This window comes from Priestia sp. FSL H7-0729, assembly GCF_038005685.1.
GTDB lineage: Bacteria > Bacillota > Bacilli > Paenibacillales > Paenibacillaceae > Paenibacillus.
This window is the reverse complement of record NZ_JBBOTQ010000004.1, coordinates 1-21,941: the sequence shown is the minus strand read 5'-3', so window position 1 is coordinate 21,941 and position 21,941 is coordinate 1. Positions and strand designations below refer to the sequence as shown.

The 21,941-nt window shown below is 46.4% G+C and carries 23 protein-coding genes; 2 read left to right on the top strand and 21 right to left on the bottom strand.

What is annotated here, in order from left to right; all coding sequences use genetic code 11:
* Positions 1 to 26: 26 nt before the first annotated feature.
* The 19 genes from MHH93_RS11205 to MHH93_RS11115 all read right to left on the bottom strand — a co-directional run bounded on the left by MHH93_RS11205 (position 27) and on the right by MHH93_RS11115 (position 17,214).
* The gene (locus tag MHH93_RS11205) at positions 27 to 494 is read right to left on the bottom strand and encodes a YaiI/YqxD family protein (protein ID WP_440131283.1); all 468 of its coding nucleotides are present in this window, start codon (positions 492 to 494) and stop codon (positions 27 to 29) included.
* Positions 495 to 723: 229 nt separating this feature from the next.
* A complete protein-coding gene (gene glyS / locus MHH93_RS11200) occupies positions 724 to 2,799 on the bottom strand; it encodes a glycine--tRNA ligase subunit beta (protein ID WP_500054123.1) in 2,076 nt (691 codons plus the stop codon).
* On the bottom strand, positions 2,792 to 3,679 hold the full coding sequence (gene glyQ, locus MHH93_RS11195; RefSeq protein WP_017687252.1) for a glycine--tRNA ligase subunit alpha: 888 nt from the start codon (positions 3,677 to 3,679) through the stop codon (positions 2,792 to 2,794). The genes glyS and glyQ overlap by 8 nt, the downstream gene beginning before the upstream one ends.
* Positions 3,680 to 4,088: 409 nt before the next feature.
* Positions 4,089 to 4,841: a DNA repair protein RecO gene (gene recO, locus MHH93_RS11190; protein WP_500054122.1), complete on the bottom strand. Its 753-nt coding sequence runs from the start codon at positions 4,839 to 4,841 to the stop codon at positions 4,089 to 4,091.
* 33 nt (positions 4,842 to 4,874) lie between these two features.
* Complete coding sequence (locus tag MHH93_RS11185; RefSeq protein WP_091013993.1) at positions 4,875 to 5,015, bottom strand: YqzL family protein; 141 nt, start codon at positions 5,013 to 5,015, stop codon at positions 4,875 to 4,877.
* A 105-nt stretch (positions 5,016 to 5,120) separates the two neighbouring features.
* On the bottom strand, positions 5,121 to 6,020 hold the full coding sequence (gene era, locus MHH93_RS11180) for a GTPase Era (protein ID WP_145151051.1): 900 nt from the start codon (positions 6,018 to 6,020) through the stop codon (positions 5,121 to 5,123).
* A gap of 37 nt (positions 6,021 to 6,057) precedes the next feature.
* Complete coding sequence (locus tag MHH93_RS11175; protein WP_076211616.1) at positions 6,058 to 6,471, bottom strand: cytidine deaminase; 414 nt, start codon at positions 6,469 to 6,471, stop codon at positions 6,058 to 6,060.
* Between the two features lie 310 nt (positions 6,472 to 6,781).
* Positions 6,782 to 7,153: a diacylglycerol kinase family protein gene (locus tag MHH93_RS11170; protein WP_076211618.1), complete on the bottom strand. Its 372-nt coding sequence runs from the start codon at positions 7,151 to 7,153 to the stop codon at positions 6,782 to 6,784.
* On the bottom strand, positions 7,153 to 7,650 hold the full coding sequence (gene ybeY, locus MHH93_RS11165; protein WP_036674804.1) for an rRNA maturation RNase YbeY: 498 nt from the start codon (positions 7,648 to 7,650) through the stop codon (positions 7,153 to 7,155). Before ybeY ends, MHH93_RS11170 begins: the two co-directional genes overlap by 1 nt.
* Before the next feature lie 79 nt (positions 7,651 to 7,729).
* The gene (locus MHH93_RS11160) at positions 7,730 to 9,979 is read right to left on the bottom strand and encodes an HD family phosphohydrolase (protein WP_500054121.1); all 2,250 of its coding nucleotides are present in this window, start codon (positions 9,977 to 9,979) and stop codon (positions 7,730 to 7,732) included.
* A gap of 16 nt (positions 9,980 to 9,995) precedes the next feature.
* Positions 9,996 to 10,967, bottom strand: a complete 972-nt coding sequence (locus MHH93_RS11155; RefSeq protein ID WP_215077563.1) for a PhoH family protein — start codon at positions 10,965 to 10,967, stop codon at positions 9,996 to 9,998.
* Between the two features lie 6 nt (positions 10,968 to 10,973).
* Positions 10,974 to 12,167, bottom strand: coding sequence for a sporulation protein YqfD (yqfD, locus tag MHH93_RS11150; protein ID WP_500054119.1), 1,194 nt, complete (start codon positions 12,165 to 12,167; stop codon positions 10,974 to 10,976).
* Entirely contained in the window at positions 12,164 to 12,457 is a 294-nt protein-coding gene (gene yqfC / locus MHH93_RS11145; RefSeq protein ID WP_500054118.1) for a sporulation protein YqfC, read from the bottom strand. The genes yqfD and yqfC overlap by 4 nt, the downstream gene beginning before the upstream one ends.
* A gap of 180 nt (positions 12,458 to 12,637) precedes the next feature.
* Positions 12,638 to 13,234, bottom strand: coding sequence for a YqfB family membrane protein (locus tag MHH93_RS11140; RefSeq protein WP_500054117.1), 597 nt, complete (start codon positions 13,232 to 13,234; stop codon positions 12,638 to 12,640).
* Positions 13,235 to 13,247: 13 nt separating this feature from the next.
* Positions 13,248 to 14,258 (bottom strand): flotillin-like protein FloA, encoded by a 1,011-nt coding sequence (gene floA, locus MHH93_RS11135; protein ID WP_440390595.1) that lies wholly within the window; start codon positions 14,256 to 14,258, stop codon positions 13,248 to 13,250.
* A gap of 166 nt (positions 14,259 to 14,424) precedes the next feature.
* Positions 14,425 to 15,747, bottom strand: a complete 1,323-nt coding sequence (locus MHH93_RS11130) for an NfeD family protein (RefSeq protein WP_500054382.1) — start codon at positions 15,745 to 15,747, stop codon at positions 14,425 to 14,427.
* 285 nt (positions 15,748 to 16,032) lie between these two features.
* A complete protein-coding gene (locus tag MHH93_RS11125) occupies positions 16,033 to 16,476 on the bottom strand; it encodes a GatB/YqeY domain-containing protein (RefSeq protein ID WP_062835503.1) in 444 nt (147 codons plus the stop codon).
* Between the two features lie 15 nt (positions 16,477 to 16,491).
* Complete coding sequence (gene rpsU, locus MHH93_RS11120) at positions 16,492 to 16,665, bottom strand: 30S ribosomal protein S21 (RefSeq protein ID WP_005547957.1); 174 nt, start codon at positions 16,663 to 16,665, stop codon at positions 16,492 to 16,494.
* Positions 16,666 to 16,854: 189 nt separating this feature from the next.
* Complete coding sequence (locus MHH93_RS11115) at positions 16,855 to 17,214, bottom strand: histidine triad nucleotide-binding protein (RefSeq protein WP_500054116.1); 360 nt, start codon at positions 17,212 to 17,214, stop codon at positions 16,855 to 16,857.
* Positions 17,215 to 17,427: 213 nt separating this feature from the next.
* Here MHH93_RS11115 and MHH93_RS11110 point away from each other — a divergent pair, with 213 nt between their 5' ends.
* Both MHH93_RS11110 and MHH93_RS11105 read left to right on the top strand, forming a co-directional pair.
* Positions 17,428 to 18,351, top strand: coding sequence for a PLP-dependent cysteine synthase family protein (locus MHH93_RS11110; protein ID WP_500054115.1), 924 nt, complete (start codon positions 17,428 to 17,430; stop codon positions 18,349 to 18,351).
* A gap of 1 nt (position 18,352) precedes the next feature.
* Entirely contained in the window at positions 18,353 to 19,486 is a 1,134-nt protein-coding gene (locus tag MHH93_RS11105) for a bifunctional cystathionine gamma-lyase/homocysteine desulfhydrase (RefSeq protein WP_500054114.1), read from the top strand.
* A gap of 319 nt (positions 19,487 to 19,805) precedes the next feature.
* Here the strand turns inward: MHH93_RS11105 and MHH93_RS11100 are convergent, their stop codons facing one another.
* Together MHH93_RS11100 and MHH93_RS11095 are read right to left on the bottom strand one after the other, a co-directional pair.
* A complete protein-coding gene (locus MHH93_RS11100) occupies positions 19,806 to 20,150 on the bottom strand; it encodes a hypothetical protein (RefSeq protein WP_442032381.1) in 345 nt (114 codons plus the stop codon).
* Positions 20,151 to 20,625: 475 nt separating this feature from the next.
* Positions 20,626 to 21,941 (bottom strand): SbcC/MukB-like Walker B domain-containing protein (locus MHH93_RS11095; RefSeq protein WP_500054113.1); only part of this gene is annotated, 1,316 nt, incomplete at its 5' end.

The following is a 21,941-nucleotide window of genomic DNA, read 5'->3' as shown; positions in this document are numbered from 1 at the left end:
CAACACGTAGATATAATTCGATAAACTTACACATTCTCCTGCAAATCTTTTAAAAGTTTTGTCAGTTTATGTTGAAAAATTTCTCGATCCTGCTCTGTGAAAGGCTTTGGACCTTTCCCGTAGTGGCCTCTTTTTCGTGCTTTGGCCGCAGTATGACGAGAATCCAACATGAAATCAATGTCACGGTCGTTAAACTCACGACCACGAAAGGATAAAACATAACAACGTTTGCCGAGCGCAAGTGCCGCAAGTCCATAGTCCTGAGTGATTACCACATCATATGGCTTAATATGATTAGCAATATAGAGATCTGCGCTCTGATCACTGCGATCCACTTGCACAGTACGCACCCCTTCTCCCCCTTGAAGCAAATGATCAAATGAAGAGACTAACAGTACAGGGATGTTGAAAAGGCGAGCAGTTTGCGCGATTTCGGTTTTCACCGGGCAAGCATCACCATCCACAACAATATGACGTATATTCAACTCACTCAAACCCAGACCACCCGGTTTCTTAAAATAGCTGCATATTGTAATATACGACCCCGGCCAGGCAAAATCCTTCTGCCACAACAAGGGAAATCAAAGGCTAAAATACGGAGCGGTTGTAAAAAAACATTTCACAACCCGTTCCGTATATTTATACCCTCATATATCCTTCTTTAATACTGAATTTTAGCTTTGCTCCAAGTCTGTGGAAAAGGACTCATCAAATATGCCCAATTTACCAGACCAACTTGGAAAAATCAGCAAATCCTTTCAAGTCACGATCAATAGCTGCAAGCAAGGCAAGTCGATTGGCACGGACAGCCTCATCTTCAGCCATAACCATGACCGAATCGAAGAAAGAGGTAATTCCATCTTTCCAAGCAGATGCAATAGCCAGCGCTTCAGCAGCATCGTGCTGAGTCAACGCCTGACGGAACTCCGCATTTGTTCTGCTCCATGCCTCGTGTAGCTGACGCTCTCCATCTTCTGTGAATAGTTCTGGATGTACCGAAGCATTGGATGCTTTGGCAGCCAGATTCCCTACACGATTAAACGATTCAACCGTTGTTTTGAATGCGTCTCCTGTCAGAACAGCCGCCATCAACGCTTCACCTTTTGGAACCACAGCGCTGATATCATCGAATCCGGAAGAAATTACGGCATCCACTACGTCGTAGCGAACAGTTTCGGACAACAATTTTTTCACTCGAAGACCAAAGAAGTCTTGCAGATCTTTACGAACCTCTTCGTCTGCACGTTTCAACAGGTTCATCTGGGCATGCACTTGAAGTGCTACTCCGAACACGTCCGACAATGTCAGCGGAAGCTTGTGATCCAGCAAAATCTGTACAATACCTGCAGCCTGACGGCGTAGTGCATACGGATCCTGAGAACCCGTTGGAATGATGTTGATTGAGAAACAACCCACAATTGTATCCATTTTGTCCGCGGCACTCACAATGGCACCCACAAGAGAGGCAGGGGATTGATCTCCGGCGAAACGTGGCTGATAGTGTTCAAATACCGCTTTGGCCACCTCTTCTTTTTCGCCAGATTTACGAGCATAATCCTCACCCATCACACCTTGCAGTTCCGGGAATTCACCCACCATCAGTGTCACCAGATCGAATTTGCAGATATCTGCTGAGCGGCTAACGGATTCGGCAACATCACCGGATACTTGCAGTTTGGCAGCAATTCCATCGGCAATCTTGCGGATACGGCGCACTTTATCTCCAACCGTTCCCAGCTCTTCCTGGAAGACGATACTTTCCAGTTTCGACAATGCATCCTTAATCTGAAGTTTCTGATCTTCCTCATAGAAGAACTTGGCATCAGACAGACGTGCACGCAGTACTTTTTCATTTCCTTTTGCAATAACATCCAGTGAATCACTTCCACCATTGCGTACCGTCACGAAAAATGGCAACAATTGTCCTTCATTGTCCAGTACAGGGAAATAACGCTGATGCTCACGCATGGAAGTAATCAATACTTCTTGTGGAATATTCAAGAATGAAGAGTCGAATGTCCCGAACAATACGGTAGGTGTTTCCACCAGGAACAGGACTTCCTCCAGCAAATCTTCCTTAATCGCAATATCCCATTTTTTCTCAGCAGCCAGTGCTTGAATCTGGGATACAATCATCTGTTCACGTTCCTGAATATCTGCAATGACATGCTCTGAACGCAGCACTTCCACGTATGAAGACGGAGTGGAGATCACGGCTTCCTTACCGAGGAAACGATGTCCGCGAGTTACATTACCCGACTTGACACCTGTCACTTCCAGATCAATGACGTCACTGCCAAGCATTGCCACAATCCAACGGATTGGACGAACAAATTTGAAATCATAGGAAGCCCAACGCATGAATTTCGGGAACGTCATGGCATGTAATACAGAAAGCAATCCTTCACCAATCACAGAAGCCGTTTCCACACCTTTGCTGGACTTCATTGCATAGACATATTCGACACCGTTCAGTTCCTTAAACGTGAATTGGTCCGGTTCAACACCTTGACTGCGAGCGAATCCGAGTGCAGCTTTGCTCCAGTTGCCACTGTCGTCCAGGGCAATTTTGCGTGAAGGACCTTTCACTTCTTCCTCTATATCTTCCTGTTTTTCAGCCACGTTCTGGATCAAAACAGCCAGTCGGCGCGGTGTGGCGTACGCATTCACTTCACCATAAGCAATGCGGGATGCGTCAAGCCATTTCACGACACGCTCTTGCAGCTGTGCGATCGCTGCGCGCATGAAACGTGCAGGGACTTCTTCCAGTCCGATTTCAAACAACAGATCCTTAGACATGCTCGGCTCCCCCTTTCTTGATCAGCGGGAAGCCCAGCTTCTCACGCTCTTCCATGTATGTTGCGGCTACTTGGCGAGCCAGATTACGGACACGTGTGATGTAACCCGTACGTTCCGTTACACTGATGGCTCCACGTGCATCCAACAGGTTAAATGTGTGGGAACATTTCAGCACATAGTCATATGCCGGGAATACCAGATGCTGCGCCATGGCCTTGTTTGCTTCTTCTTCATGCATGTTGAAAAGTGTAAATAACATTTTGACATCAGATACTTCAAACGTATATTTAGAGTGTTCGAATTCTGGCTGACGGAATACATCACCATAAGTGATACCTTCCACCCACTCCAAATCAAACACATTTTCTTTATCCTGAATGTAAGAAGCCAAACGCTCCATACCATACGTGATTTCAACAGCTACCGGATTCGTCTCGATTCCACCAACCTGTTGGAAGTACGTAAATTGCGTAATTTCCATTCCGTCCAGCCATACTTCCCAACCAAGACCTGCACAACCAAGGGAAGGATTCTCCCAGTTATCTTCAACAAACCGAATATCATGTTTGAGCGGATCAATACCCAGACGCTTCAGACTTTCCAGATAAATTTCCTGAATATTGTCCGGTGAAGGCTTGATAATGACCTGGAACTGATGGTGCTGGTACAGCCGGTTAGGGTTCTCACCATAACGTCCGTCCGAAGGACGACGGGAAGGCTCCACATAGGCCACTTTCCAAGGTTCGGGTCCAAGCGAACGCAAAAAGGTCATCGGGTTCATCGTACCTGCCCCTTTTTCCGTATCATATGGCTGGACAATAATACAGTTATGCTCGGCCCAGAATTGTTGCAGCGTTAGAATCATCTGCTGAAAATTCATAATCATGCTCCTTTTCGATGGTTTGTTAGCAAGCTTAGGACGGTGCAGACAACAATAAATAGCCCCCGTCCTACGCCTGTTGTACAGACGTAGGGACGAGAGCTATTCCCGCGGTTCCACCCTACTTGGCTTGGATCAAACAGAATAAATCCTGTCGTTCCAGCCCACTTTTCCGTGTCCATTCATGCTCCCGAGTGCCGTTTCAAAGACAGATTCAACCAGGCTTCCACCATCCCCGGCTCGCTCATTCATGAATCACATGTGTTATACAACACCTGTCTCCACCAATGCAATAAATCCAATCTTTTACTTTCTCGTTCAATGCATGTCTCATAAAGAGAAATTATATTTCATAATATATAAAATCTAGTATGAAGTCAAGATATAGTTTCACATTCACGTAAACGCCTCAAATCCCGTACTTCTCCATCTGATCGAGGAAAGAACGGGATTTAAGATTCAGACCCAGTTGATGATCCATAAAAGCACGCATCAATTTTTTGATCTCATCACGGGTAGACTCACTCACTGATATATTTCCCAAGCGCTGCAGATCCAACTGGGCGAACACACGCAACAATTTCAGAGCCTTTGGACTTACGGACATCGCTGGAGGATCGAAATGTTTGCATGCACGACACAAAACGCCGCCAAGTCTGGGACTTATAAACAACTGCTCGTCTGGCCGCTCCTGATTGCAGGAGATGCACTCGTCGAACTGTGGACCATATCCGGCTGCCTGTAATATTTTCATTTCGTACAGACTTGTAATAACAACAGGATCTTTCTCTTCCTTCAACGCCTGCAAACACGCCTTTAATTGTTTGAACCAAAATGTACCTGTCTCTTCATCCTGAAGCACGCGATCCAATAGTTCACACGCATAAGAGGCATAAGATGCCTTGATCAGGTCTTCACGCAACTCATGATAGGATTCAACAATTTCTCCAGCGTTTAGTGTGCCTAGACCTGTATTGCGAAAATATACATATTGACCATACGTAAACGGCTGCACCAGTGCAGCATGTCGGCTCTTGGGCTTTTTGGCACCGCGGACGAGTACCCCTACTTTCCCGCCACTTTCGGTGCAAAGCGTAATAATTTTGTTCCCTTCGCCGTAGTCCATGCTGCGGATGACAATCCCTTCCACCCTGTATAGCATGCCTCGTCACCTAACCATTCCCGAATCAGCCAATTATCCTTCGGCTTCTTCATCTTCAATCACTTCCCTTGCATGATCCGACTCCTGTCCTAACGAGTTACACGCCTCGGTATATAACAAGTAGGACTCTACATCCCCCGTCATCGCAAAAACCTTCCACGAAAAATCTCGCATCGGAATTTCATCCTCTCTTCGGAAATGACGTCTGCATCTACCAGATAGGATGGAGTCTTGCAAGGTAAACTATGTGTTGCAATTACTGGATACACATTCGGGCGATCATTCGCGGCCAAAGCCAAGGTCACGCAGAACTCGATCCTGATTTCTCCAGTCTTTTTTCACTTTAACCCACAAATCCATGAAAATTTTGGAACCCAACAGATTTTGAATGTCATGTCTGGCTCGTTTACCCACTTCTTTCAAAAGGGCACCCTGCTTCCCGATGATGATCCCTTTTTGCGAATCCCGTTCCACAAAAATGACGGCTGAGATATAAACGACACCGTTATCTTGTACTTTCATATCTTCGATCGTTACAGCAATGGAGTGAGGCACTTCTTCACGAGTCATCTGCAAAATTTTCTCACGGATCAACTCTGCACATACAAACTGCTCCGGATGGTCAGTAACCTGGTCATCAGGATAGTACTGTGGACCCTCTGGCAAATACTTACCGAGCTGTTCCAATAAGGTGCTTACATTACTTCCGAGCATGGCAGAAACAGGCACGATTTCAGCGAAATCATGTAACTTGCGATACTCTTCGATAAGGGGCAGCAACGCTTCCGGCTCAATTTTGTCAATTTTATTCATGACCAGAATGACAGGTGTACGGATATTTTTCAACTGTTCCGCAATATAACGGTCACCGCCACCCATACCTTCCGAAGCGTCAATTAGAAACAGTGCTGCTTCCACTTCTCCGAGTGTGTTCAGCGCAGTCTGGTTCATGTAATCGCCCAGTTTGGATTGACGTTTGTGAATCCCCGGCGTGTCGAGGAATACGATTTGCTGATGTTCGGATGTATAGACACCATGAATTTTATTACGAGTCGTTTGCGGCTTGTCCGACATGATCGCGATTTTCTGTCCGATCACCTGGTTCATCAGGGTGGATTTACCTACGTTTGGACGTCCAATAATGGCTACAAAACCGGATTTAAATGCTTGTTTTTTCATATGTTCCTCCTCAGGCGCCTAGGCCTGGAATATTGGTTTATTTTTTGGCAGAATTCAGATCAGAAGGCCCAAAAGCCCAAGGTAACAATTCAGCAACGGTGGTCTCTTGCAGATCACCTTTCATGTTCCCCAAGATGACTTTCATATCGGGTTCACACAGCTCGTACATGACCTGACGACATACACCACATGGAGCAATCGGACCATCCGTATCTCCTACAATGGCAATCGCTTTGAAACTGCGAGGCTTCTGCCCACCTGCAATGGCACTGAACATCGCTGTACGTTCAGCACAGTTACCTGGGGTATACGCAGCATTCTCAATATTACAACCATGATGCACATGCCCTTCACTGTCAAGCAAAGCTGCACCTACACCAAAATGGGAGTAAGGCGTGTACGCCTTCGTACGTGCCTTAATTGCCTCCTGCATTAGCAAACCATTATCCATCAATATTCTCTCCCTTAGGGTGCAATATAAAGTTGCGCTCTATAAGTTAAGTTCAACTAAAGTTCATTTACACTGGCCACTCCGCGTCCAGAATAACTTTTCGATCGCTGTTATCCCCAGATTTTTATTATTCACTTTTTCAAAGTGAAAATCCGGGGATAAAGGCGAACGCTACGCTTCTACAAGTTATTTCTGGCCTCTACGTTATCGTGTAACGTCTACAAGTTCAACTTAAAAAAAGGTCCAACTTTACAAAGTTGTGTAGTATTAAAATCAAATTGAAACGAATTAAAACAAAGTTAAAACAACATCAGTACAAACCTAACCAGTTCATCACCGGCTTAATGAATACGATACAACCGATGATGACGGCGAATACCGCAGCCAGCAGAACTGCCCCGGCCGCGGTATCCTTCGCCGCTTTTGCCAGCGGATGGATATGGGGATGTGCCAAATCAACTGCTGCCTCTACAGCCGTGTTCATCAATTCAGTCACCAGAACCAAAAAGACAGCGGTCAGCACAAACATCCAATCCGTTCTTGAAATTCTGAAAAAAAAGCCGGCTACACACATCAAGATAGCCACTCCCGTGTGAACTCTCACATTACGCTGAGTCCGCAACCCATATGCGATTCCTTCCGCAGCATTGCGGAATACCAGACCCCAGGAGCGTCTTTTCATTATCGTGTCAACCCGGCCTGGGCCAATACCGCTTCTTGTTTACCCATCATTTCAGCCTCACTTGCTTCATCCTGATGGTCGTATCCGAGCAGGTGCAAGAAGCCATGGACAAACAGAAAACCAAGCTCACGTTCAAAGGAGTGTCCATACTCTTCACTTTGCAGGATGGTCCGTGGTACGGAAATGATGATGTCTCCAAGAACATCTGGCATTTCTTCCATTTCTTCATCTTCGTCAAGCTCATAGATAATATCGAGTTCTTCATCCACCGTTTCGTTCATCGCAAATGACAGTACATCCGTAGGACGGTCAATGCCACGATAATCACGGTTCAACTCATGAATCTGCTCATCGTTCACAAAAGTCAGAGCCACTTCCCCGTCTGCAACACCTTCCGCTTCTCCAGCTAGATTCAGCAACTGTTCCAGCATTGCAATCATCGGTTCAGTAATTTCTTTGTCCTGTTGTTCATTATTCCATGCCAGATTAAGACTCATTCTTTCATAACTCCTGTCTGCTCATATTAGAGGTTGTTCAAAACAAAAACCGACCTTTTGAACACGAACTATTATTAAATTAGCCTGCTTCGGGCGAAGTCGGCTTGGGTTTCTTAATTTCCTCCGGATATTCGATCCTGGAGTGGAAGATACCCATCACCGTTTCCTTCAATGTTCTTGCGACGATATCCAGTTCACGCATCGTAAGGTCACAATCATTGAATTGATGATCGTCCAATCGTCCTTTAATAATCTTCTCAATCATGGACTCCACTTGCTCCACGGTCGGTTTGCGCAAAGATCTCACAGCAGCCTCTACACTATCGGCAATGCCAACAATAGCTGATTCCTTGGACTGAGCCTTCGGCCCAGGGTAACGGAAATCTTCTTCCGTGAAATCAGGTTCAACGCCTGCTTCTTCCGCCTGACGCAAAGCTTTGTGATAGAAATAGTGGAGAAATGTTGTGCCGTGATGCTGTTCCGCAATATCACGAATAGGTCTGGGCAGCTTATAATCCTTCTGCATTTCCACCCCATCGCGCGCATGGGCAACGATAATGGATTTGCTCAATTTTGGATCAATTGAATCATGCGGATTCTCCATATTGTTCTGATTCTCAATAAAATAGATGGGGCGCTTCGTCTTGCCAATATCATGATAATACGAACCCACTCGGCAGAGCAATCCGTTAGCTCCAATGGCCTCTGCTGCAGCTTCGGACAGATTCCCTACCATCACACTGTGATGATAAGTACCCGGTGTCTCCGTAAGCAACTTACGTAGAAGTGGATGGTTCGGATTAGATAGTTCCACCAGTTTGAGCGCTGACAAAATGCCAAATGAAGTTTCGAAAAATGGCATCAGCCCAATGACCAGTATGGCAGTTAACACGCCACCCGCAAATGCAAAACCAACGCCATACAGTGTCGTGGTTCGGTTCCAATCTCCCGAGTCAATCAAAGCCAGGGTGAAGACGGCTATCGACCCGAACAGGCAGACCATAATGGCCCCTTTAAGGATCGTGGATCGCTGGCTAGCCCGGTGAGTTGCAAAGATCGCAACAAACGAAACTACCACGGCGAAGAAACCTAGTTCGAAGTCAAAAAGTTGACCCTGATGCGTGTTCAAAATGATACTGGATAACATACCGATCAATATCGAACATACAAAGGCAAGCGACGTATCCAGCAACAGCGCAATTAACATCGCCCCTACCGCAACAGGTGCAAGGAAGCCTACATACGACCTCTCATTGGTTTGAATAATCGCCGTCACATGCATAACCACAATCGTAATAATAAAAATGAGAACAAGCATCAACAGCTGCGCATTATTATATTTGAAATGCGTTCCGCTGCATTGCTGAATATACATCAGAATTGCTGCTGACAACAGACAGGAAAACATAAGAAGACCAAGCTGTGGCCAGTAGTTCACTTCATTTTTCAGCAAATCATTCTCATCCAGCAAAGTATACATCTCCGGGGTGATCATCTCACCTTTGGCAACTAAGGTGTCTCCTTGCTTGATAAAAACGGTTTGCGTGTTCTCACGTGCCTGCACTTTCGCTTCCTTGGTTCCCTCTTCATCGTAGAAGCGGTTAGCAGTCACCACGAGGCGAGCAAGCTCTTGCACGACCTCACGTTGCGTACGCTTACTAAGAGAGCTGACACTAACCATCTCAGCCACTTTGGCACGGGCAGTTGTTGCATCACTGATCTGATCTGTCATTAACCGGGCAACAATATCCCTTGCAACTGGTTTCATCTCCTGGATATCATCCGATGTCAGACGTGAGATTTTGATGTAGGTTTCTTCGGGAATACGGTAGCTTTGCTCCTGTACCACGTTTCTGATCTCTTCCAACAGAGTCTCGGAGTATGTACCGGCTTTCCGATTATTATTGATATAGTTGGTCACAAAGTCCTTCTGGCGCTGCGGAATTTCATCCCGATATATATCAATCTTGTCCTGACTTGAAATCTGATCATCCTGATTTAATCGATCTACGCGATCAAGCAGGGTTGTCATCAGATTTTCGTTTCGCAACTGGATAATCTGAAATATCGGCTGTACCCGTTCAGCAGCTTCTTCCTGTGCTTTGAGTGTGGCCTTGTTATTCGGAATCTGCATGGGCGCAGCAATGTCCACTTCACTTCGTGTACCTTCCTGAATATCATATCGCTCAGGGAGCAGCTTGGAGGCGAGACTCACGAAGAAAAGAATCACCAGAAACAAAAACAGAAGATAGCGTGCCCACACGCTATACTTCCATCCTGTAGCCTTATTCTGAAAAGATTTGCCTTTTGACGGTTCCTTCGAGGTCACTTTAGACAATCCCTTTCTATGCTTGATTTTCTGCGGCGTGGTTGTAAGCCACGATAATTTTCTGGACGAGGGAATGCCGCACAACATCTTGTTCGGCAAAATGCACAAATCCAATCTCTTCAACTTCGTTCAAGATCGTATTCGCTTCCACAAGCCCGGATTTCTTGCCACGCGGTAAATCAATCTGTGTCACGTCTCCGGTGATGACCATTTTGGAGCCAAAGCCAAGACGGGTCAGAAACATCTTCATCTGTTCAGGCGTTGTGTTCTGTGCTTCATCAAGAATGATGAACGAGTCATCCAAGGTACGCCCCCGCATATAGGCAAGTGGTGCAATTTCGATTAAGCCACGCTCCAGTGCCTTCGCGGTCTGTTCTTGTCCCATAACGTCATACAAGGCATCGTACAGCGGTCGCAGATACGGGTCTACCTTTTCCTGAAGATCACCTGGCAAAAACCCAAGACTCTCTCCTGCTTCAACAGCAGGCCGTGTGAGCACAATGCGTTTGACGCTGCCTTCTTTAATTGCGGCAACAGCCAGTACAACAGCAAGGTAGGTTTTACCCGTACCGGCAGGACCAATGCCAAATACAATATCACGTTTTTTAATTGTAGTTACATAGTGCTTCTGTCCAATGGTTTTAACACGGATTGGTTTACCTCGGTATGTCGTTGTAATCTCGCCCTTGAACAGATCCAATAGCTGGTCTGCACGCATATCCTTGGCAAGTTCAATCGCATACTTCACATCTCTTTCGGTTAACACATATCCGTTGCGTATCAATTGCAGTAACACATCAAATAATTGTTCAAGCGATTCCACCTGTTGTGCGTTGCCGAAAATCACAATCTCCGCTTCACGGGATGCAATCTGGGCGGGAATCTCGGATTCAATCAGTTTAAGAAAAGTATCTTGGGGTCCAAATAGAGATTGACCCTCTCCCGCACTCTGGAGGGAGATTTGTATGCTGCGTGTTTGCTCTGACAAATATCCTCATTCTCCTTGACTATGGACTAGCGGAAGTTCCTCCGCAATGCTTTCTTCTACTTCAAATAAGACTTTCATATAAACTTTACCATTCTCTTTCTTCTCATGCAAAATTTTTTCACTTATAATTTTCGTTCCTTTGCCGTTTTTGGCGATAATATCGTTCCTTGCTCCTTCCAATCCTTTCGTTCTGGCCCATTCTATCGTCTGTTGTTCCTCATGTTCTCGGGTCTCCAGGTCTTTCTCTGTCAGCCAACCCATCGGAAGTGTGAAGGATCGCCACGTTAATGGTCTATGATTACTCTCGGTATCAAATGAACTGAATGGTGTACTTCCATACCCCCACAGTTGGATCGCCCAATTTCCCAGTACCATGTAAAAACGTTCTTTGCTCTCACCTGTCATGGTGTTATGTTTTTGCACCAGCGGGACCTCTACCTGATACTCACGCCATACCAGACCACGAACCTCGCCTTTGGCAACGATAGTTTTGGTGTTCTCCTCATCCCCGAGAATTCCCGAGATCAATACCTGGCCCTTTTTGACACGCATGTCCTTCTGAACAACAGGGCGTCCCTGCTCCGCATAGATTTGTGTGACGACAGCATCTGACTTGCTGATCAGATGTCTGGGATTCAGTAACGGCTCGCGCTTTGGTTGCGCCGATTCGACGACCTGAATGGTAATGGTTGTCCCCTCTTTGCTCACGCCAATCCAGGTTACATCCGGCAGGGCGAGTGCAAGCTGTCTGGAGAGCTTCTCTTGGCTTTGCAAGCGGAACACCCATTGGAAAGGATATATCCCCTCTTTTTTTGCTGCTGCGAGTACCTCGTCCGTAGGAATAGTGGCGTTACCCTTGACCTCTACATCCCATACCATAGACGATAACGCAAACAAAGCTGCCACAAAAAACAGCATTCCCCCAAGAAAGAACTTCCTGCGTAATAGTCGAGCTGCAAAAAAAGGGAAACCGCTGCGATGGGTCACTTTCACCCTGCAGCCTGTCCGCTTCAACACAGGACGCAGCCTGAAAAAATGCGGCAGCAAAATATTCATCTCTGCCACGCGTCCATCGTGAGCACGCAGGTTCCACACTTCCAGTCCCTGCTCTGCCACCGTGTTGATCAATGTTTCAATGTCTCCCCCAGTGACCCTGATTCGGACTGCTCCCCGCAGTTTATACAGACTGGGCTGCTTCATCCGTTCCCCTCCACTCCATTCATATGAATATCCAGAATCGTCCCTTCAACTGCTACTTCATCCGGCAAGATATTAAGTATCACCAAGGCAGTTCCTTTGATCTCTAACTGGCCTTGGGAAAGAGCCAACACAATGCGATCCGGGGTAAAATGGATGACACCGCGATGATTCTCTATATACAATTGCTTACTGCCGATCAGGGTTAACCGTGGCATATCATAAAGCACATCCTGCGGCAGATCCAACACTTCACTGGTCCATCTGCGCAGCTTGCGGCTGATCCGGGTCATTCGAAGGTCTTCCCCCTTCCTCTACAGTTCAACTTATGCGCAGATTCATGAATTTATGAAAATTCCGGGGCGTGTTAAGGACGAATGTTGAGAAAAAAGGATAGAACACAAAAAAAGCCGTCTCCGGCGGCTTCATGCTCACCAGAGACGGCTCTAATTCCGTCCAACAGCCTAACTTGTTTACAGCTTCCCTCTTGTACCAAACGGTTGCTTGGAACGTGGGGAACCCAGTACTTCTGCCCATAATACACCTGTACGAATGTCCGCCGGACGAAGCGGAGATGCTCCCGATTCATCTGTGCTGGAATCATCCCAACCAGAATCAGACACAACTGGCCGATTCGCAGAAGAGATGCGATTCAGGCGTTCTTCGATCAAACGCTGCTGTTCTTCCATGCCTCTCATCTGTTCTTCAAGTGAATTTTCCATGGCACTCATCGTGCCCTCACTTCTGGAGTCATTTGCAGGGCGAGAAGATGCAACAGGCTCCGAATACGGCTGATCGTACTGATTCTTATATTCCTCGTCATCATACCGATCGTCATACTGTTCATCATAGCGGGGATCTACAGGTCCAGACGTCTGCTGCGGAGGTAAGTCCCCTCTTGAGCGTTCATCCCGGCCTGAATCGCCGTTGCCTCCAAATGTAGGCATCCCGTTGGGAGGACGCTTTTTTGGATCAGCCGATTTGGCAGCCTTCCCCAAGAAGGAGAAGAGCGCAAAACCGATGACGGCCACGATATACAGATTATTAAAAATCCATTCAAATAGGCCCATATGCACTCACCGCCTATCTTCCGTTTTTGGAATCACCCTGATCGTTGGAATTTGAACCTTCACCAGGTTTTCCCAATGTGTTACGCATTTGAGTATCTGCTTCAATATTTTTCAGGTTCATGTAATCCATGACACCGATCTTACCACTACGCAGGGCTTCAGACATTGCCAAAGGTACTTGGGATTCGGATTCAACAACGCGCGCTCTCATTTCAACTACGCGTGCTTTCATCTCTTGCTCTTGCGCTACTGCCATTGCACGACGCTCTTCCGCTTTTGCCTGAGCAATTCGTTTATCAGCTTCTGCCTGCTCTGTTTGCAAGAAGGCACCAATGTTCTTACCTACATCAACGTCCGCAATATCAATGGACAGGATTTCAAAAGCAGTACCTGCATCCAGACCTTTGGACAATACAGTACGTGAGATCAGATCCGGATTTTCCAGGACGTCTTTGTGAGAATTGGAGGAACCGTTTGTACTTACGATACCTTCGCCGACACGGGCGATGATCGTTTCTTCACCAGCACCACCGACGAGACGATCAATATTCGCACGAACCGTAACTCGCGCTCTAACTTTAACTTCGATACCATCTTTGGCTACCGCAGAGACAATTGGTGTTTCGATAACACGTGGGTTAACGCTCATTTGTACGGCTTGTAATACGTCACGACCTGCGAGGTCAATGGCAGCAGCACGTTCAAATTCGAGTGGAATGTTCGCACGTTGTGCAGCAATCAGAGCGTTTACAACACGGTCAACGTTACCACCGGCAAGGAAGTGACTTTCCAGTTGGTTCATTGAGAGTTTTAGACCCGCTTTGGTTGCTTTGATCATTGGATTCACGATACGGCTAGGCGTTACACGTCTCAGTCTCATCGCCACCAGTGTGATAATACTTACGCGTACACCGGATGCAATTGCCGAAACCCAGAGCATAACCGGGAAAAAGCTGAAGAATACGCTCAATACGATAATACCTACTACCGCAATGAGCAAAATCGTAATCGTAGATGTGTCCATTGTTTAATTTCCTCCATTTGCAAATTGAATTTTGATAAACACAGTCAAAGAAGCATACATGAGTGCGCTGCTAAATGAAAAAATGATGCACCACCTCGCTGGCAGCTTCAGCTTAAATGGTTATGTACATTGCCGAAGCGTTATTCCGCTTCGGCCATAAAGCGAGTTACACCGGCAAAGCTTGCTGAACCACAATTCGGGTACCTTCCGCTTTAATCACAATAATCGGTGTATCGATGGGAATAAAATCTCCGTCGGTCACAACGTCAATTCGTTCTCCTTCAAACATCGCTGTACCAGAAGGGCGAAGCGGTGTCAGACTGATCCCTTGCAGACCAACCAGCTCTTTACGTTCTGTAGCTGATGAATAACCCCGATCCGCAGACATGCTGTCACTTAGTATGAATCGATTCCAGATTCCTCGATCCTTAAAGATGATTGAGATAATCGCAATGACCACCAGCGCTGCTCCAAAGGCGATACCCAGAGACACAAAAGCATCACTCGTATCATAAGCAGCCCTTACAACACCGGCCACAAGTGCAATCGATCCCAAAATCCCCAGAATACCAAAGCTCGGAATAAACATCTCCAGAATCATCATAATGAGTCCGACGGTAAATAGTACCCATGTCTCTGCTCCGGCAAATCCCGCAATGTAATTACCCGAGAAATACAACACGAAACACACGATACCTACAATACCAGGAACTCCAAAACCAGGAACAATCAATTCAATGATCACACCTGCAATTCCCAGGAATAACAGTACTGTCATGACAACCGGATTGGTCAGAAACGATGAGATATTCTCCGCTGTCGTACGTTCCACCTTAAATACGTCATCCTGACTGTAACCTAGCCAAGCTGCCGCTTCTTCAGGTGTTTTGCTGATGTGGTCGGCATAACCAACTTTCAGCGCTTCTTCAGCCGAAAGAGCAATAATTTCACCTTTTTGCTTGGTTTTATTGATCTCTGGCATTTCAACCACGATGTTAACATCCGTCATTCCAGCTGCAATCTTGCCATCACGACCACTGATTTCAGCTGCTCCCTGCATTTTGCTTTTCCAGAATGCAACAAGCTTCGGATCATCAACATGTTTACCCGCACTGTCGACCATGGCTGCCGCACCAATCATACTGCCTGGTGACATTACGATCTTATCTGCATTCAGGGCCAGAAAACTTCCGGCTGAAGCAGCATCTCCACGGACAAATGCAACAGTCTCAATCGGACTGTCTTTGATCAGGGTACCCAACGCTTCCGCAGTATCCACACGGCCTCCCGGCGTATTGATATCAAGAACGATCAGGCCAGCGTTCATCTTTTCCGCTTCCTTGAACCCACGTTCCATGAACTTGCCAAGTCCCTGCTCGATTGGTTTATCAACCGGAATAATATATACGGCGCCACTCTTCTCAGCTGCATGCGCTGACGGTGATCCAATCCAGACAGGAAGCAGCAGCGTCAGCAGCATTAAGAGCATCAATGGCCCCGTAAGCTTCTTCCGGTGCTTTCCCTTCACAATAGTCCCCCCTTTTCCATTAATGTTATACTGTCCAGCTTATGGTATTTATTACGTGCAATGCAACAATTCGTTTCAAAATCTTAAAATTATATTTGAAATCTTGATCAATTGCAAGAATATAATACCATAATCATATATATTAACCATTAAAAAGGAATTTCACTATTCCAAGGACAGCATGTCTTCTGATTCTAAATGGAAAAAACACCTTCTGACAAGTCAGAAGGTGTTTATTGATTTGCTTTATTGCAGAAATTGTTGAACTGCTTGATTCACCAGTTTGCCGTCCGCTTTGCCTTTAACTTTCGGCATAAGGGCAGCCATAACTTTCCCCATCTCGGCTTTCGAAGAAGCACCGGTTTCCTGGATGGTCTGCTGTACAATAACTTTAATTTCTTCTTCGGAAAGTTGTGCGGGAAGGTACTGGATGAGTACTTCAATTTCCGCTTTTGCATTTGCCGCGAGGTCTTCACGGCCCGCTTTGTCAAATTCTTGGAGGGCATCTTTGCGCTGTTTGATTTCACGACTCAGAATATCAAGCACTTCGTTGTCATCCAAATCTCTTTTCAAATCTATTTCAAGATTCTTGATCGTCGAACGAATCAACCGAATGTTGGAGAGTCTGAACTTGTCCTTACTCTTCATCGCTTGCTTCATATCTTCGTTCAATCGTTCGCTAAGATTCATGTAGTTAAAATCCTCCTAAAACTTTCTCTTACGAGCAGCCTCGGACTTTTTCTTGCGCTTTACGCTTGGCTTCTCATAATGCTTACGTTTCTTCACCTCAGCCAATACGCCATCTTTAGCGATGGAGCGTTTAAAACGACGAAGTGCAGCATCAATAGTCTCGTTTTTGCGAACTTTAGTTTCAGACACCAGTTTTCCCTCCCTCCGACCAGACCGTCCAAGAGCAATAACACGGTTCATCATCTTTCATTATAGGCGAAAGGTAATAAAGGTGTCAACCTCAATGTAATGATCACTTATTTATATAAGCGTTTGGTCACATATTCATGGATTTAATGCATATGACTAAATCCTCAATAGTAGTACCTGTTAGCTCGTTTATTTGTGAGAATCCGACAGACTGGTCAACACGCCAAGTCTGGTACCACCCAGCAAATGATAGTGCAGATGATGAACGGTTTGTTCTCCATCCTTACCACAATTGTTAATTAACCGATATCCGGTTTCCTCCACCCCAAGACGCTTGGCCGCTTCTTGAGCAGCCAGATGAATCTCGCCGATCAAAGGCAGATCTTCTACAGTAACTTCATTCATGGAAGCAATGTGTTTCTTTGGAATGACAAGCACATGTGTTGGTGCAGCGGGCTGGATGTCATGAAACACGATAACATGGTCATTCTCCAGTACTTTATTGGAGGGAATGGTGCCCTCTACAATTTTGCAAAATAAGCAATCCATAGTTCATACCCTCCTTTGTAATCCAGTGTATGTATTCCCTTCTATCATACTAGAAGTAAAAACCCACGTCCAATCTCCAGACACACAATCAGGTAATCTGGGAACTAATGTAGGTAGCATAGACCATTTTATCGAAATATGGTTTTATCACGCACTTTTTCCAAGTAAACAAATATGTATAGTTAATGAACGCAAAAAAGGAGATTGGTTAATTTGACCGTTTATCAACATGTACAGGAACTTATAGGTAATACGCCTCTGCTTGAATTAACTCGTTATCCAATACCGGAAGGAATCCACTTGTTCGCCAAATTGGAATTTATGAATCCCGGAGGAAGTGTGAAAGACCGGATCGGCAAGTTTTTATTGGAGAAAGCCTTGGCACGAGGTGATGTTAACCCTGGTGGAACGGTAATTGAAGCTACTGCCGGTAATACAGGCATTGGTTTTGCAATGGCGGCTGTAGGCCTGAATCTAAATGTAATTTTTACGGTACCTGAGAAGTTCAGCGTCGAAAAGCAGCAATTGATGAAAGCCCTTGGAGCTACAGTCGTGAACACCCCCACATCGGAAGGAATCACTGGTGCCATACGCAAGGCGGAATCGCTGGCGAAAGAAATACCGGGTTCATATATTCCGGGTCAGTTCTCCAATGCGGATAATCCTCTCGCCCATTATGAACATCTAGGCCCTGAGATTTGGCGTGATCTGAACGGACAGGTGCATGTATTTGTCGCGGGAGCTGGTTCTGGGGGAACCTTTATGGGAGTATCTCGCTATTTGAAAGAGCAAAACCCGTTAATCAAAACATGTATCGTGGAACCCGAAGGTTCAATTCTCGCAGGTGGTCCCTCGGGACCTCATCGTACAGAAGGAATAGGCGTCGAAACGTTATCTTCTTTTATGGATGTGAGTTACTTTGATGCCATTCATACGATCTCAGACGAAGACGCCTTTGAGCGGGTAAAGGATCTAGCCCTGTTAGAAGGCTTACTGGTAGGAAGCTCCTCAGGTGCAGCTATGCAAGCCGCATTGAACGAAGCCGTTCACGCGGCTCCGGGAAGTAACATCGTCGTTATTTTCCCGGACAGCAGCGAACGGTATTTAAGCCAAAATATCTATAATGGAGGACAATGAAATGAGACCCAGAACAAAGCTGATTCATGCAGGAATTGTTGGTGATCCACACACTGGAGCAGTGAGTGTTCCTATCTATCAGGTAAGCACGTATGAGCAAGAATCGGTTGGTGTACACAAAGGATACGAGTATTCACGTACAGGCAACCCTACGCGTCATGCCTTGGAAGAAGTCATTAAAGAGCTGGAGAATGGCGTTCGAGGTTTTGCTTTTAGTTCGGGAATGGCTGCGATTCACGCTGTACTGTCGCTGTTAAAAACTGGAGATCATGTCATTCTGACGGATGATGTATACGGCGGGACCTATCGCATTTTCACCAAGGTGCTGAACCGTCTGGGGATCGAGTCTTCCTTTGTAGATACAACTTCACCACAAGCACTGGAGCAAGCTTTGCAAACCAATACAAAGGCCATTTATGTAGAAACACCTACTAATCCGTTACTCAAGATCACTGATATTGCTGCTGTAGCGAAATGGTCAAAACAACATGAATTGCTGTTCATCGTGGATAACACGTTTAGTACGCCTTATTGGCAAACCCCGCTGGCTCTGGGAGCAGATATTGTACTGCATTCTGCAACGAAATATATTGGTGGTCATAGTGATGTCGTGGCAGGACTTGTGGTTGTCAACAGCGAGCAACTTGGAGAGGATCTGCATTTTATTCAAAATGCAATCGGCGCAGTCCTGGGACCTATGGATTCCTGGCTGTTAATGCGTGGCCTGAAAACACTGGGATTGCGGATGGAAGCACAGGAACGAAATACCGAACAGCTTGTGACATTTTTGAATCAGCACCCGACAGTGAGCAAAGTCTATTATCCCGGGTTGCCCGACCATCCGCAGCACAAACTCGCTTCCACACAAGCAAGAGGATATGGCGGTATGGTTTCCTTTGATGTAGGCAGGGCTGAAAAAGTAGATGACGTGTTAAACAAACTCCGTTATTTTACATTGGCTGAAAGTCTGGGTGCGGTGGAAAGTCTAATTTCTGTCCCTGCCCGAATGACACATGCTTCCATCCCTTATGAACGGCGGCAAGAATTGGGGATCACGGATGGTTTGATTCGTATCTCCGTTGGGATCGAGGATGTTGAGGATTTACTTGAGGATATGAAATCTGCATTAAGTTAAGGGCATGTGTAAGCCCATGCTGACTGATGCTTGAGAACACTTAGTTGACCACAATAATTAGGTTCAAAAAAAGGTCATGCCTTACAGAAGTTCGCTTCTGTACAGCCATGACCTTCGGGATGTTCGGTATGTTGCCAGTAGTATCGTAATAATTACGCAATACATGAGGCTGAGACTCCGTATGTGATAAGACTGCTCTATTTCATACTGTATGGTGGTATCCATGAATAAAACATACTCATTCTGAACTGTTCTTTTCAAAGACTCTCATAAGGAAGATGAAAATGACTCACTGTATTTATGCCTTTATTTCTCAATTTCAATAGTACGGTAAAAGGGTTAATGCTGTAAGCGCAAATAACGGGAGCACCAGACGGTTAAAACGTCTACGGCCATAACCATAATACGGATAAGGCGTAGGGTAGCCGTAACCTGGATAAAATCCGCGAGTATGCCCTATGGGATAGTTCCCTCCAGGCATTGCATTTGGAGCCCAGTTCGCATGATTCACCATGGCTTCCGGTCCAACGGGAACAGCCAGGTAGATCATTTCGTCATCTACATTTTCCATAATGCCATCGTAGTGCATACCGTCATTCATCTGTACACATACATAACGGTGCATGTGTTCCTTGCATAATTTCTTCGCTTCCACTTTTTCCACTTGCCAACGCCTCCCTGATTCTGCTCTTGATCACCTTTTCATGGTATTCAGAACTGGGCGAATTGACACTGCCGACGGGAAAACACAAAAAAAAGAAGTACCCCGTGAGCGACTTCCTCGGAAGTCTGCTGCGCGGACATCTATTCAGGAAACGTCCTGTTCAGATGTCCGCCGGGGTACTTAAAACAAGTTTGTCGGCTTAACTGTAGTATAACAGTGGGATGAACCTGTATCTGTGATGAAACTCACTCCGCTATGTTATAAAAGCAAGAAAAGAAATATTTTTACATAAGAAGTATTTCAATCGGTGCCTTTCTAGTTGAAAATGATATTTAGATTGGTGTAACATTCTCTCATTTCACAGAATTGGGGTAGAGAAGGTCGAATTGATTTCCCGCTTTTCTCCTTTCTTGCGCTTTAGCAGGTCATCATTTTCAGAAAAAGTTACGCAAAGCAAGATCATACTTGTTTTCTTCTATAAGGTTTCCAAGACCACACGTGAGCCGTTCCCGGCCTCACCTGCAGGGATTACCACCAGCTTGCGCGGCAAGCGTGCACGCAATTCAGGCACGTGACTGATTACGCCAACAGCCAATCGGTCGTCATGCAGTTTTTCCAGCGACGTAATGACGGTATCCAATAGCTCCGGGTCAAGTGTGCCGAACCCTTCATCCAGGAAGAAGAATTGGAGCGGATACTGACCTCGCAGCTGAATCTGGGCCGACAGCGCCAAAGCCAGTGACAATGAGGTCAAAAACGTCTCGCCACCGGACAACGTCGATACCGGCCGTTTGACTCCCCCGTTGGCATCATCACAGATTACAAAACCACCACCGGAATCCACTTCCAGTGAATAACGTTGTTTGGTCAGGAAGCGCAGACGTTGAGATGCCGCATGACTAACCTGCATCAGTTGTTCCTCCGCAATATACTCGACAAAAGCATTACCTCTAAACGCGGATTGAAGTTTGCTGAGCAATTCGCCTTGACGGCTTACCTCCAACCGCTTGTTCTCCAGTTCGGTCCAGCGAACATGCCGTTGCTCCACATCCTCCAGATCACGTTCTGCACGTGCTTTGGCACGAAGTGCGGCCTCATCCTCAATTCGGACCTGTTGCAAACGTTCGGTGCAGGCTAACCACTGTTCCTCCGATACGACAGCTCCACCCAGCTTTTGTTCCAGTTCACGTAATTGGGATGCCAGTTCACGCTCACGTTCACGGTGCTGCTGAATCTCCCCTGCCAACCGTTCCGCTTCATGAGAGGGAATCGCCGCAGACACAACGGCATCATCCGAGTCGAACGGGGATTGTTCCAGTAACTTCTCCCACCGGTCCTGTGCCTGTTGCAGATGTTCTGCGGCCGAGGCGGCGGCCTGCTGAGCCATGACATCTTTCTTGGCAGACTCCTGCTTCAGCGTATCCGCTTCTTTGAAGCGTTGTGCCGAGTCTGCAGCTGCTTTCCGCAGTCCATCCAGACGAGCCTGAGCCGCAGCAATCAGGTCTTCTACCCGCTGCTCCCCAACCCACTGGCGCAAGCGTTCTTCCTTTTCCGCAAGCTGTTTACTGTTGCCCTGCCACTCCGTCTGCCACTGGATCAGTTGTTTGTCCAATTCCACCAGCTTGTGCTGGAGCGATTGAATGATCTGATCCTTCTCCTCAAGGAACGTCACACTTTTGTTCAGACGTTCCTTGATGTCTTCGGCGCGCGCATCGCGCTCCTGCATCGCCTGATAGAGGGCCTTGGCCTCCTCCTGGGCGATGCCCGGCAGTTCCGCGGCCCAGCGGCCCT

Excerpts from the sequence above, each read along its gene's own strand:
- glyS (WP_500054123.1), bottom strand. The coding sequence starts at position 2,799 with ATGTCTAAGGATCTGTTGTTTGAAATCGGACTGGAAGAAGTCCCTGCA.
- glyQ (WP_017687252.1), bottom strand. The coding sequence starts at position 3,679 with ATGAATTTTCAGCAGATGATTCTAACGCTGCAACAATTCTGGGCCGAG.
- recO (WP_500054122.1), bottom strand. The coding sequence starts at position 4,841 with ATGCTATACAGGGTGGAAGGGATTGTCATCCGCAGCATGGACTACGGC.
- MHH93_RS11185 (WP_091013993.1), bottom strand. The coding sequence starts at position 5,015 with ATGCGAGATTTTTCGTGGAAGGTTTTTGCGATGACGGGGGATGTAGAG.
- era (WP_145151051.1), bottom strand. The coding sequence starts at position 6,020 with ATGAAAAAACAAGCATTTAAATCCGGTTTTGTAGCCATTATTGGACGT.
- MHH93_RS11175 (WP_076211616.1), bottom strand. The coding sequence starts at position 6,471 with ATGGATAATGGTTTGCTAATGCAGGAGGCAATTAAGGCACGTACGAAG.
- MHH93_RS11170 (WP_076211618.1), bottom strand. The coding sequence starts at position 7,153 with ATGAAAAGACGCTCCTGGGGTCTGGTATTCCGCAATGCTGCGGAAGGA.
- ybeY (WP_036674804.1), bottom strand. The coding sequence starts at position 7,650 with ATGAGTCTTAATCTGGCATGGAATAATGAACAACAGGACAAAGAAATT.
- yqfD (WP_500054119.1), bottom strand. The coding sequence starts at position 12,167 with ATGAAGCAGCCCAGTCTGTATAAACTGCGGGGAGCAGTCCGAATCAGG.
- yqfC (WP_500054118.1), bottom strand. The coding sequence starts at position 12,457 with ATGACCCGGATCAGCCGCAAGCTGCGCAGATGGACCAGTGAAGTGTTG.
- MHH93_RS11140 (WP_500054117.1), bottom strand. The coding sequence starts at position 13,234 with ATGGGCCTATTTGAATGGATTTTTAATAATCTGTATATCGTGGCCGTC.
- floA (WP_440390595.1), bottom strand. The coding sequence starts at position 14,258 with ATGGACACATCTACGATTACGATTTTGCTCATTGCGGTAGTAGGTATT.
- MHH93_RS11130 (WP_500054382.1), bottom strand. The coding sequence starts at position 15,747 with ATGCTCTTAATGCTGCTGACGCTGCTGCTTCCTGTCTGGATTGGATCA.
- MHH93_RS11125 (WP_062835503.1), bottom strand. The coding sequence starts at position 16,476 with ATGAATCTTAGCGAACGATTGAACGAAGATATGAAGCAAGCGATGAAG.
- MHH93_RS11115 (WP_500054116.1), bottom strand. The coding sequence starts at position 17,214 with ATGGATTGCTTATTTTGCAAAATTGTAGAGGGCACCATTCCCTCCAAT.
- MHH93_RS11105 (WP_500054114.1), top strand. The coding sequence starts at position 18,353 with ATGAGACCCAGAACAAAGCTGATTCATGCAGGAATTGTTGGTGATCCA.